The sequence below is a fragment of the Massilicoli timonensis genome (assembly GCF_900199515.1).
Taxonomy (GTDB): Bacteria; Bacillota_I; Bacilli_A; order Erysipelotrichales; family Erysipelotrichaceae; genus Massilicoli; species Massilicoli timonensis.
In genome coordinates this window covers 2,010,515-2,022,946 of the sequence record NZ_LT963434.1, presented here as the reverse complement: position 1 = coordinate 2,022,946, position 12,432 = coordinate 2,010,515, and the positions used below count along the sequence as shown (strand labels likewise).

The 12,432-nt window shown below is 34.1% G+C and carries 14 protein-coding genes; 2 read left to right on the top strand and 12 right to left on the bottom strand.

The genetic code is table 11. The annotated features are described in order from the left end of the window. Window positions 1-659: 659 nt before the first annotated feature. A complete protein-coding gene (locus C1712_RS12170) occupies window positions 660-1,250 on the bottom strand; it encodes a LexA family protein (protein ID WP_102269572.1) in 591 nt (196 codons plus the stop codon). Between the two features lie 128 nt (window positions 1,251-1,378). On the opposite strand from C1712_RS12170, the gene C1712_RS12165 reads away from it, so the two are divergent. After that, window positions 1,379-2,635, top strand: coding sequence for a Y-family DNA polymerase (locus C1712_RS12165; protein ID WP_102269570.1), 1,257 nt, complete (start codon window positions 1,379-1,381; stop codon window positions 2,633-2,635). Beyond that, window positions 2,628-2,942, top strand: a complete 315-nt coding sequence (locus tag C1712_RS12160) for a YolD-like family protein (RefSeq protein ID WP_180963184.1) — start codon at window positions 2,628-2,630, stop codon at window positions 2,940-2,942. Before C1712_RS12165 ends, C1712_RS12160 begins: the two co-directional genes overlap by 8 nt. Before the next feature lie 174 nt (window positions 2,943-3,116). Here C1712_RS12160 and C1712_RS12155 read toward each other — a convergent pair whose 3' ends face one another. The 11 genes from C1712_RS12155 to C1712_RS12100 all read right to left on the bottom strand — a co-directional run bounded on the left by C1712_RS12155 (window position 3,117) and on the right by C1712_RS12100 (window position 12,432). Next, entirely contained in the window at window positions 3,117-4,175 is a 1,059-nt protein-coding gene (locus tag C1712_RS12155; protein WP_102269566.1) for a tyrosine-type recombinase/integrase, read from the bottom strand. 197 nt (window positions 4,176-4,372) lie between these two features. After that, entirely contained in the window at window positions 4,373-5,491 is a 1,119-nt protein-coding gene (locus C1712_RS12145; RefSeq protein WP_245858168.1) for a tyrosine-type recombinase/integrase, read from the bottom strand. A 114-nt stretch (window positions 5,492-5,605) separates the two neighbouring features. After that, complete coding sequence (locus C1712_RS12140; protein WP_102269560.1) at window positions 5,606-6,040, bottom strand: hypothetical protein; 435 nt, start codon at window positions 6,038-6,040, stop codon at window positions 5,606-5,608. Further along, window positions 6,024-6,974, bottom strand: coding sequence for a DNA-methyltransferase (locus C1712_RS12135; RefSeq protein WP_102269558.1), 951 nt, complete (start codon window positions 6,972-6,974; stop codon window positions 6,024-6,026). Before C1712_RS12135 ends, C1712_RS12140 begins: the two co-directional genes overlap by 17 nt. Before the next feature lie 50 nt (window positions 6,975-7,024). Next, entirely contained in the window at window positions 7,025-7,309 is a 285-nt protein-coding gene (locus C1712_RS12130) for an HU family DNA-binding protein (RefSeq protein ID WP_087935661.1), read from the bottom strand. Between the two features lie 70 nt (window positions 7,310-7,379). Further along, the gene (locus C1712_RS12125) at window positions 7,380-7,772 is read right to left on the bottom strand and encodes a hypothetical protein (RefSeq protein ID WP_219718873.1); all 393 of its coding nucleotides are present in this window, start codon (window positions 7,770-7,772) and stop codon (window positions 7,380-7,382) included. A gap of 8 nt (window positions 7,773-7,780) precedes the next feature. Further along, window positions 7,781-8,521 carry an N-6 DNA methylase gene (locus tag C1712_RS12120; protein ID WP_180963183.1) on the bottom strand — a complete coding sequence of 247 codons (741 nt, stop codon included), beginning with the start codon at window positions 8,519-8,521 and terminating at the stop codon, window positions 7,781-7,783. Then, the gene (locus C1712_RS12115) at window positions 8,521-9,192 is read right to left on the bottom strand and encodes a hypothetical protein (protein WP_102269552.1); all 672 of its coding nucleotides are present in this window, start codon (window positions 9,190-9,192) and stop codon (window positions 8,521-8,523) included. Before C1712_RS12115 ends, C1712_RS12120 begins: the two co-directional genes overlap by 1 nt. Window positions 9,193-9,227: 35 nt before the next feature. Beyond that, window positions 9,228-10,322, bottom strand: coding sequence for a hypothetical protein (locus C1712_RS12110; RefSeq protein ID WP_180963181.1), 1,095 nt, complete (start codon window positions 10,320-10,322; stop codon window positions 9,228-9,230). Window positions 10,323-10,334: 12 nt separating this feature from the next. Continuing rightward, the gene (gene dnaN, locus C1712_RS12105) at window positions 10,335-11,438 is read right to left on the bottom strand and encodes a DNA polymerase III subunit beta (RefSeq protein ID WP_102269548.1); all 1,104 of its coding nucleotides are present in this window, start codon (window positions 11,436-11,438) and stop codon (window positions 10,335-10,337) included. Window positions 11,439-11,454: 16 nt separating this feature from the next. Further along, window positions 11,455-12,432, bottom strand: a complete 978-nt coding sequence (locus C1712_RS12100; RefSeq protein WP_102269546.1) for a hypothetical protein — start codon at window positions 12,430-12,432, stop codon at window positions 11,455-11,457.

Sequence of the window (12,432 nt, the reverse complement as noted above, 5' to 3'; positions counted from 1 at the left end):
TCAAATTTAATATGCAAGCTTTTTTATAACCTATTTGTATCAAAATTCTGGCATAATTATAAGTTCTCACACTTACTGCTCAATAAATCACGATTTCCATATCTTTATCTAATTTTTAAAAATATAGAACTAACTGCCCATATTCAAAGTCGTTGATATAGTTTCTTTGAATGCCCATTTCCATTGCCATCAGACTTTAACTAATTTTACGAGATTTTCTGAATCTTTTAATCAGTCAAATCATTTTCTGCCTGTCAATCATCCTGCACAGATTCTCATTAACCATTTAATCAATTTTTCATTCAGCTAGTTCTTCTAGAAAAATATCATGTTTACGTTATATGCTACATCACATAATCTTACGCCAAAGCTACGCCAGATTTTACGCAGAAATTACGTCAGATTGCTACATATTTGTTTCATAATAATTTCCGTCAGTAGATGGCTTTTTAGCAATTCTAAGCACTTTTTATCAGAAATTCACGATCTTCATAAATATTTGCGAACATGAAAAAAACGCGTAAATAGAGAGATTTTTTCATAATTTCATTTTTACTGATGTTCTCAGACCACAATTTAATACTCTCATCATTAAATTATACATGTAAATTTTAGCGACTTATTCTTAATAATTCAATCATTTTTAAGTCAGTATGATTTTATATAAAATCCCTTCTAACAAACCTTACTTTACCTATAATTCTTACTGGCAGTTCTTCAACTTGACTGAATGTAAACTTTCTATTGTCATATTTTGGATTTGATGCCTCCAATAAAATACCATCTGATAAAAATTTGACAATCTTAATGGTTACTTCATCCCCAATCATCACTACTGCAATCGTACCCGATTCTACACTATTGCATTGCTGTACATATACTAAATCACCCTCATAAATATGTGAATCAATCATAGAATCTCCTGTTACTCTTAAAAAGTAATCACCATTTTGAGCATCACCATGCCCTACTTCTACATAGCCCTCAACATCTTGATCAGCCCATAAATCATAGCCTGCTTTTACTCTACCAAGAATAGGTTTGACTCTATTCATATCTTCTATAACCTGTTCAACATCACAATGTAAGACTTCTGATAATCTTTTAATTTTAGTTTTTTTAATATGTGTGCTCTCCCCACTAAGCCATCTATAATATGTTGATAATGAAATACCTATTTCTTCAGCAACTTCAACATGAGATTTATCGTTTTGTATTTCATATTGAATCAATAATTCCTTCAATGTCATATAAATCCACCTCAAATATAGTTTACCAAAAATATTATCTTTTGGGAATAGTTTAAACAAAATTCCCAAATCTATATTGTTTTAGGAATATAAAGGACTATAATATGAAATCACAAGGAGGAATTTTAATGAATAATAAAATTTATTTATGTATCGATTTAAAAAGTTTCTATGCAAGCGTAGAATGTGTTGAAAGAGGATTAGACCCTTTCAAAATCAATTTAGTTGTTGCTGATCCAACACGTGGAGGCGGTGCCATTACTTTAGCAGCAACTCCAGCTATTAGACAATTGGGTGTACCAAGTCGTGGCAGGATATATGAAATACCAAAAGATATAGAATACATTACAGCTACACCAAGAATGACTTTATATATGAAGTATTCCGCTAAGATTTATAGTATATTTTTAAAATTTGTTTCCTGTGAAGATATTCATGTGTATTCCATTGATGAATCTTTTTTAGATATTACATCATATTTATCATTATACAAAATGAATGCAAAACAGCTTGCGAAAACCATTATTGATGAAATCTATAATGTTACTGGAATTACTGCAACTGTTGGCATTGGAACAAATTTATTTCTTGCAAAAGTTGCATTAGATATTACTGCAAAACATGCTAAGGATTTTATGGGGTATTTAGATGAAGATTTATTTAAGCAACTCATATGGCATCATACACCAATCACTGATGTATGGATGATTGGTCCCGGTACAGCAAATCGTCTTGCATCATTAGGTATCAAAGATTTATATGGAGTCGCTCATTATGATGAGAAGATACTATATAAGATATTCGGAGTTAATGCAGAGTACTTGATCGATCATTCATGGGGAAAGGAAACAACGGAAATAAGCGATATAAAAGCATATAAGCCTTCGTCCAATTCTATTTCCAATTCTCAAATACTCTTTGAAGACTATAATTACAAAGATGCTTACCTAATCATGAAAGAAATGGTGGAAACCAATGTATTACAGCTAACTGAAAAGCATTTAGTTTCAAATCATATTTCATTATTCATTGGATATTCAAAAAATATTATAAAGCCGACAAGAGGAAGCAGAAAAATAACGAACACAACAAATTCTTATCATATCTTACTGGAGGAATTTAAATTATTATATAAAAAGGTTGTAAATCCAAATTATCCCATCAGACAAATAGCAATTTCATTTGGTAATGTTATAGATGAAATATATGAACAATATGATTTATTTGCAGATTATAATGATATTGAAAAGGAAAAAAGAGTACAAAAAGCACTTGTAAGTATTCGTTCTAAATATGGAAAAAATGCCGTATTAAAAGGAATGAACTTCTATGATAAAGCAACGCAAAGAAAACGCAACGGTTTGGTGGGTGGCCACAATGCATAGAACAAGAGCACAGAGAGCACAAATATTTCAAAGTTTCGATGCACTGAAAGGATTTAGGGAAATCTTAAAAGAACAGGAAAGAATAGTTGTCCCCAAGAAAATTCTTTCTGAAGATGACTTGGCTGAACTAGATTATAAAGTCCATCAGATAAAAGATGGAATGATTATTAACGTCGTTTACTATGATAAAGGACAATATGTTCAACTAGAAGGAAAAGTAGCTAAGTTTAATCTAGATACAAAAATGATCCAGATTGTAAAAACAAAGCTAGATTTAAGAAATGTTATTGAAATTCACTTTAAGTGAAATAGTCATTTAATCATAAAAATATCATCACATAAAAAGAAAAGGAAATGACAATATTGTATTTGATTTTTAATATATCATTTCCTTTTGCTATAAAATAAAAAAAACACTAAAATCCATAAGATTCCTCTTATAAATTCTAGTGTCATTTACTTTCTAACTTTATTTATCTTTTTAAAGTTGATTGACTGCATCCAATAATTCCTGAACATTAAAATGTGTATATACTCTTTCTGTCAATGTCATTGCACCTGAATGCCCAACAATCTTCTTTATAATCGTCTGTGATATATTCTTTTCAGCCATCATCGAAATAAACGTATGCCTGCAACAGTGAGGCGTCAAATCTATATCCAATTTTGTGATGAACGGATTATAGTAAATATAGCGATATTCCATATACTTGATATGCTGACCTCTTTGATCAAATATTAAATATTCTGACCTGTTGCTTTCATCATAATACCATTCCTTAAAGAAAGGCATGATTTTATCACAAATCGGGACCTCTCTGATTCCATTTTCTGTCTTGCTTTGTACAACTTCAAAATAACCTTCGTCAATATGTACATGTTCCTTTTTAAGGTTTAATAATTCGCCGACACGCACACCTGTATAAAGAAGCATAAGGACAGTCATATCTCCTTTATTTTCAACTTTTTCCCATGCTTCTGCCACTTTTTCCTTACTGAAACGCTCTCTCTTCATCTTGTTTGGATTTCTTTTCTTATACCTTAATATATCTACCCAGACTGCAAAATTTTTATCTACAATATCATGCATATATGCAAATTCAAACATCTGCTTATATAAAACTTTCAAAATTTTTAAGGTTGGATAGTTTTTCCCACAGCTGTCAACAACATTCTGCAAATCACTTAAATGTATTTTTGAAATTTTCTTTTTATGCAATGGTGCGGAAAGCTTAAAGGCATATTCATATGTTTCTACTGATCTCTGTCCTACATATTGAAATTTCCCGCTGGACCATCTTTCATATAATTCAGCAAAAGTAATGTTCTGGTTCTTATAGAATTCCTTCTTTGAATTGTATTCTTCCAATGCTGCTAATGCTTCTCCATACGTTTCATAGTAACCAAGAGATGGGCGGGAAACTCTTACCCTATTCTGTTTCTTATCATATATCAGGACTTGTGGTGCTCGAACATTATATTTTTTACGTACTTTCTTTTTAGATTTTGAAATAGAGCCATAACCGTTTGGAAACTTCATAATATTTCACCCTTTCTGTTCTATGCTTATTATGTCGTGCTTCAGGTTATTTGTCAGTGCTCTTTTCATCAGGAATTGGATTAAAATAGCCAATTTCTTCCCATACTTTCCTATCTGAACAGTAGTAACTGTAATTGCACTTTCCTTCTATTTTCATTGCTACACCAAATTTAAGTACACCCATTTGAATCCCAAATCTAATGAATTTCGGGTCTTTGTGCATTGCTTTTGCTATTTCGCTGATAGGAACATTCCTTCCCGTAAATTGTGGAATTTCTTCCTTTGCCTTGTCTTTCTTCTGATTCAAGTTCACTCCATTCTTCCAGCTTATTGACTTCTCTTAGCATTGCTTCTACTTCATAATGTGTATAGATGCGTTCTGTAACAGCCATGTTTGTGCTATGACCTACTATTTTCTTGATCATGACAGGATCTACTTCTGCTTCACTCATAAGAGAAACAAATGTATGTCTGCACCAGTGCGGTGTATAAATCTGTTCCAGATCTTCTACCAAAGGCTTAAAGTAACTGTCGTAATAGTTTCTGTATTGGAACTTCTTTCCACTTTCCGTACTGAATAGGTATTCAGACATCTCATAACGATAGTACCATTCATATACAAAAGGAAATATAACATCCGCAACAGGAATTCTGCGAATGCTATTATCATTCTTTCCCTCAACAATATCAATATACTGTTCATCCAGATTAACATTTTCTTTTTTTATATTCAGCATCTCACTCACTCTTACACCTGTATAAATCATGAAAAGAATCATCTGATAATAAGGAAGTGAGCTTTTCATCCAGAATATCTTGATATCTTTCTTGCTGATCTTTTCTCTTTTATAGCTTGGAATCCTCTTTGCCGCGTACTGTCGTATGCTGATTCCCTTTGCATAGTTCTTTAGACAAAGATCATTCTTGATGGCATAATCATACATCTGTGTCAGCAGTAACTTGACCTTTCTTAAAGTTGGATAATTCTTGCCGCTGTGATCAATCAGTTCTTGCAGCATCTCCAGATCAATATTTGAAAAAATCCGATGATGAAGTGGCTGGCATATTTTATATGCATTTTCGTGAGCATTTTGAAATGATTCTGATATAGTCGGAAACTTAAATTTCTTGAATTCCTGGTAAACCATTTCAAAAGTCATACCTGAATAAAATTTGCCTTCCGTGATGTATTTATTCAGCATGATGATGCCTTCCTTTTTTGTTTTCGTATATCCGATGATCTTATAGCATGCTTCCTTCTTTCCAGTTTTTTCATTCTTCCTTGTGCCATCCCTGACTCTTACCATATAAGGCATATTCCTGTTTCCTGACATTTTGGAAACTGTACCTTTTCCTTTTTCTCTTCTCACGGCATACATCTCCTCATAAACATTATGTCGTGCATTTTCATAAATGTCAGTATCTGTTTTTTATCTATCTCTGCCTCTTTCCTTATGATAGCTGATCATGTTGATTTTCCTGTTTCCATTGATGAAAACATCCATCTGTGGTAGAAGTTCCATATATACATCAGCGTTTTGAAACTTACCGAAAATCTTGCCATCAAAAGATATTCTTTCAACATAGAACAGATCATTTATATATCTTTGCATATTTCTATCTGCTGAGTCCGTCAGCCTGACAATATCTCCAGGATGAACTAAATTGAACAGCTTTTTTAGATTATTCTTATCAAGGTCATCAAATACCTTATGATTTGGTTTCCTTTGTATAATTCGGCTCTTTTTGCAAAATACTTTTCCAGGCCTCATATAAGAATATAACATCTGTTTTTGCCAGTCTATTTCTGATGACTCCCTTTCTCCTGCATATGTCATTATGGAACCATTAAAGTATCTTTTCATCCTGCACTTTCTCCTTTCTGCTAATCCTTTCCTTCATTTTATTGAATGTATCCTTATCTTCCTCAATGAGAATCATATCTCGATTAGATTCCAGTGCGGCTTCACCGGCAACTCCTGAGCCTGCAAACTGATCAAGACCTAATTCATGTTCAACAGATATCAGGTCAATGATTTCTTTTAACAGATCAAGTGGTTTCTCAGCCTGATGAATGCGCTCCTTTTTATTAGGTGCAGGATATTCAAAAGAGGATGGCAGCATTCTCTTTGCACCACTCATTCTATATTCTTTAGATGGATCTGATTTTTCCTTCTTGGCATCTCGTCTAAGCTCTCTTGCCTTTCCTTTGCTGAAGAATACAATGTTCTCTCTATCCTTAACCTTTCTTCCTGTATTCCTTCCTGCCCCCTTTATCCACGGCACCTGTGCATAAAATCGGAATCCTGCTGATATTGCCATTTCTTCAATCTGATTCAGATACACTCTGTTTTCCTCATTTTTATCCGGCAGGAACTCTACCAGAAAGCATCCCGGTTTAAGAACTCTCTTCTTTTCCTGAAAATCTTTGACATCATATCTAAAGCATTTATATTCAGCAAAATTTCTATTTCCGCCTTTATTGCTTTTAAGATCATAAGGGTGATCTGTAATGATGAAGTCTATTGAGTTATTGGCAATATAGGATAAATCACGTCCATTGCCTTCAATCAGAAGACATGTTGACTGATCCCTTGTAACACTATATACACCTTTTGAAAGACGCTGAAAGAGTCCTTTATCAATACCCTCATAAATGCGTGCTCTAATGCTTGGTAGCTTTACTTCCTTTTTCATGAGGTTTAGAACTGCATCCTCAGCTTCCTTCAGTGTAAAATCCTCTGAATCAGCGAAATAATCATATAGACTCAGCTGAATTCCTTGTTCTTTCTGTACCATCACAATCCTTTCTTCCTAAACAAATAAGACCGACTGCTTAGCCGGTCTCATTATTTCACTGCTTCTTTGAATTTTCCTGTAGGTTTAAATATTGGTTTTCTTTTTGGAGATATAATGATTCTCTCACCCGTTGCAGGATTGATACCATTTCTTTCAGGTCTTTCTTTTACTTCAAATTTACCAAATCCGCTAATGCTTACAATGCCACCATTTTCTACACACTCTCTGATTGTATCAAAAATAGTATCCACTATCTCATCTGCTTCACGTTTCAACATGCCATGTTTTTCTGCCACCAATATAGTTAAATCTTTCTTTGTTATATGACTTATCATTTCAATTTCCTCCTTCACTAATAATATAACGTGCTTTCATCATATTCACAACGGTTTATTTTCGTATTATTTATATAATTCTTTCCCCATTGCTTATTGATTTCAATCTTCTTTTTCTATCTATCATTTTTCTGGCTGTTTTCGCTATATCTTCCCATTTTACATAATGGTTTTGTCCACCATGCCAGTCCATAGAATGTTTCATGGTTCTTATAAGAACATGATCATACCATTCATTTCTAAAGAAGCGAACATCTGATATTGAAATGTAAATATACTCATTGTCTGAATTTAATACAGCCGAGAATTCATAATGATTTTTATTGAAGCTGTACAGTTCCATATTGTTCTCTCTGCACATTCTTTTCAGATCATTCCTCATCTGCCTTTGAAACTGAAGATAGTCATTGCCTGTTTCAGAACCACTCGAAAACTCATGATTCAGCCATCTGCTATAATCCATCATTGTTATTAAAATTCTCTTTCCTCATGAACTTTGCCTTTCTTTTTCATCTGTGTTCTGATATATAGTCTTTCCAGTAATTCCGGATAGTAGATATAAGCGGGTGAGGTAATCCATGAATTTCCGGCATCCAGGAACTCACGCGGATGACTGTCTAAGTCAAGACTATTACCAATAATCACCTGCCCCACCTGTCCATGAAGCGACATCTGCACATATGCTGACATTGCCATCATCCAGTCAATATCCTGAGCATAAAAAATGAAATCCTTCATATTCAGGTTTTTATCCTTTATGACATTGCCTGCTGCTATCATCATGCCACCTGTTCCACAGCATGGATCACAGATGGATATTGGATTATTTTCCATCTTTCTATCTAATGACAAATCACTAAGATTTATTTCTGCCATCATATGACTTACATGATATGGAGTCATGAACTGGCCAAAATTTTTATCAAATATTCCTAGATCAGCATATATCTCTGCCAAAAAGTCCTGATTTCTATTCAGTTCCAAAGATTCAATCATAAGATTCAGCATATGCTTCAGTTCATCATTATTTATACGTGAATTCTTAATCTTCATGTCAATCTGTTTCGCTCTTTCCTTATCAGTCTTTAATGAACATGCTGGATTCAAGACAGAAAGGGCGTAAGCAATAAATCCTTCACATGTCTCTCTTCGCCCGACATTCATGGAGTGTTTGTTTATCATGGACAGAAATTCTTTTTGCTGATTATCCATCATCGCTGTCTGCTTTCTCTGTTCTTTAATTTTGAAATTATATCAGGTCTTTTCTTATAAGGAATATACTTTCCTTCATGAAATTCAGGCTGCAATTCTTTATAATCCGATTTAGGTTTAACATCTGTAATTTCCAGAGAAGAACTATCCTTTGCCCAGGAACCAACCAATTCATGATTATGAGCATAATAATCTCCTCCACCCTGTCCATTGCCTAACGCCAGCATCAAAGAAAGAGGTGCTATCGTTGCGGATAAAATCTTACCATTTTCTTCCCAGCTCCCCATGTTTTCCTTGTAAGGGCAATGATCATTATCGATATATTCCTTAGCTGCATGATTCACAATATATCGATATTTTTTCAGACCTTCGCGAACTGGCAATTTCTTGAATTCACTATAAACTCTGTCAAAGATAGAATCTCTTTCTGTATCAATGTTCAACTTATCTTCTATTTCTTTTAACAGTTCAGTATATCTACAATCTGCACCGCTGCCTGCATAATCGCCTATCACATAGACATGATCACCCTTCCAGTCCATAGCCATGTGATTTTCCATTTCCAGTATCAGATCGTTATAGTTATATGACCATTCCATAAGTTTCACAAAATCAGGACTAATCATATATTCCTTTTTATCAATATTTGCAACAAGATAATATTGACCCATTCATTCCTCCTTTATTAGATGTTCAAATTTGAACATCATCTTTCTCTTTCTAATTCTGTCATTCTTTTCTTCATCTTAGGTGTTCCTTTACTGTCATAAAATGTCTTTCCTTTGAATGACATGCTTTCTATATGTGAAAACTCAAAATCGCTTCTGTATCCGCTTCTATGGTTTTCGACAAACTCCCTGACAGGTTCAAATGCCTTTCCAAAATTGAAACTGTCCATAAGTGTAGGATCAGACATTTCGCGAATCAGCTTTTCTCTGTCATATTTGAATGTCATTCTATCATTATCGTATTCAATTGTAACAGATACATTTTTAGCATTTATATCTGACAGCGACATGATCATTTTTCGTCTTTTATAGAACTGATCATATTCATGGTTTCGGTTCTGTATAATTTCATCCATTACGTCCAATGTCCTAAATGCTCTATATACTTTTCTTGAAAGATATTTAAAAATTTTATCATTATGAAAAGCCTCTTCCGCCTTTTCAGCAACGATTTTATTCATATCATAAAATGAAGAAATAATATCATCATCACTTAAGGTCATTTCAGATTTCACAAGATCAAAGAAATAATCATCTTCGTCATGCATGTAATCAAGCAATGTCTTTTCATCCATCTTGTTATGAAAATCAGGCTCTTTCATAAACATACGCAATGCTTTTCTTCTGGCAATCGTATTCATATGTTCATAGTCCTCATTTTCGATACGATGACTAGCAAGATCATGGCGTCTATCAAAAATCAGATTCTTCAATTGTTCATTAACCCTTTTTTCAATATCTGCTTCTATGCCTTCAATACCATTTGCCTTCAATGTAAACTCCTCTTGAATCCTCTTATAGTTATGCATCCCATAATAGTTGCAATATAAAACATTTTCTTTCATATCTACCAGTCCGACAAATTCCTTCTCTTTTCTTAGCAAGAGCCCGCTATTTTCAAATATATGTAGGGTATAGAAGCGATCATCAATATATTTTTTCATCAGATAGTCCGATTGCTGTCTGGAATATCTGTTGCGAATGATTCCATATGTAAAGTCATCCATCATAAAATGAAGCAGCTGCTCTTCACGATTGCCAAAAACATTTCTATAATCAATTGTATTTTCCAACATCAATCACCCCTAATGTCTTCTGGTAGGCAGAAGCAATTGAATATGGCTTTCATCCTGACTGTCCGTAAGAATGAACGGTTTCAAATCTTCATTGAAATGAAGAACACATACTTGTGTATCAAAAGCCTTTAATGCTTCTATCATATACTGCTGATTACATGAAAAATGGACTTTTCTATTTCCTGATACGTTCTCATAAGAAATAGATTCTATAGAGGAACCTATCTCTTTGGATTCTGTTGTCAGAACAATCTCATCATTAAGAAGGTCAAAGGTAACAATCGTAATGCCATCATCACGACAAAAGGATGTTCTATCCAAAGCTTCCAGAAGTGCCATGCGATTGAAATAAATTTCTGTATCAAAATGCTTTGGTATCAGAAGTTCCGTATCAGGAAATACTCCATCCAATAGAACACTTTGAATGATGATATCGTCGTTTGCCATCAATGCCTTGTGCTCATCAAAATAGATATACAGTTCCTCGTCTTCATCAAACAAAGCTGTCTGCATACCCAGCATTTTCTTTGGAATCGTAATGCATATCTCGTTGCTGCTGATAACTGGTCTGGCAACCTGAGACAATCGATAAGAATCTGTTCCAGTTATGATGCACTTATCTTGATTAACCTTGAAGTTCAGTCCGCCAAGGACAGGTCGCGTCTGCTGGTCATTGGCTGAAAAAATTGTCTTATTTATTGCTTCTGTCAGCATTCTGGAATATATCTGGAATCTTGTCTTGGGATAATCAAAGCTGATATGTGGAAATGCCTCACTATCAATAGTGACAAGCTTCATCTCCGCCTTGTCGCTTTTGAGCTTCAGCTGATGATTTTCCTGACGTATCCATATGACTGTATCATTCGCCTTTTTGACAATATCATAAAAAAGCCTTCCATCAATGGCGCAGCTTCCTGTTTCGTAAACGGTAATCTCATCTTGAATGAACTCTCTCATGCTGACTGTACCATCTGTTACCGTTACTATGATTCCATTCTCTTTGACTTCCAGTAAGATAGAATGATATATGGGCAGAATGACTGTTACGGAAAACAGTTTCGATATATGACCCATTACTGTATTGATCTGTTTCTTCGTAATTTTGAAATTCAATTATTCCTCCTCGTCTTTACTCGAAATAGAGCTGATCTATTTCTATATTTCTTGTTGTCTGGGAATTGCTCAGCTGTAGAATATAATACTTCACTTCTTCATTTCTGCTGAAAATCAATTCATAGTGACTGTTGCACTTTTCCTCAGGACATGCGATTTTCTGTACATCGGCAGCTATCTTTGTTTGATCCTGATCGTACAATCCTATTTGCACCGTTTCTTCTCCTTCGATAATTTCTTCAACGATGATATGGCATCCCTGATCATCTGCATATATCTTGTCTATCGGCAGGATTGTACTTGTTCCCATATCCAGCTGAACATTCAGATTCCTGTTATGAATGTTCTGCCCGACATTATGCTGCATATAGAAGTAAATCCCACCTGCCAATAACAGAAGTGTCAGAATGCCTATCATAAGAATGATCATAATCTTTTTCATTCTGCCTGAAAGATGAAGTTTTCGTTTCTGTTTAGGTATTTTGGCTTCAGAAAGCATGATCATATGCCTTTCATAATCTGATTTCAGATTTTTATAGAGAATAACATATGCACGATTCCCTGCTTTTTCATCCCTGATCATTTTTTGCAGCTTTGAGATTTCTGTATACTCCTCATATGCTATAACAATGTCAGCTTTCCTGTGCAGCAGTTCAAAAACCTTTATCAAAAAGGCAACTTCACTAGCATCTGTAAAAGAAGAATAATCAAGAATCAGGCTTCTGACATTATCCAGATGATTGACACTGTTCAGATATCTGATATCACTGCAAGTCAGCACATTTTCTAAGGTATCTCTGATTTCTGTATACTGATTTTCTTTTTCCTCACTGCATATAATGATTGTCAGTGGTTCATCAATCTTACTCACAGGCTGTATCATTTGCACATATTCATTTTCTTTTTCAGAATGTGCGGTATAGATATCTTTCTTTGTATCTCTCTTTCTCAGAAGCTCGTCAATTTTAGTTTTGTCAACTGCTATCTCAATCAC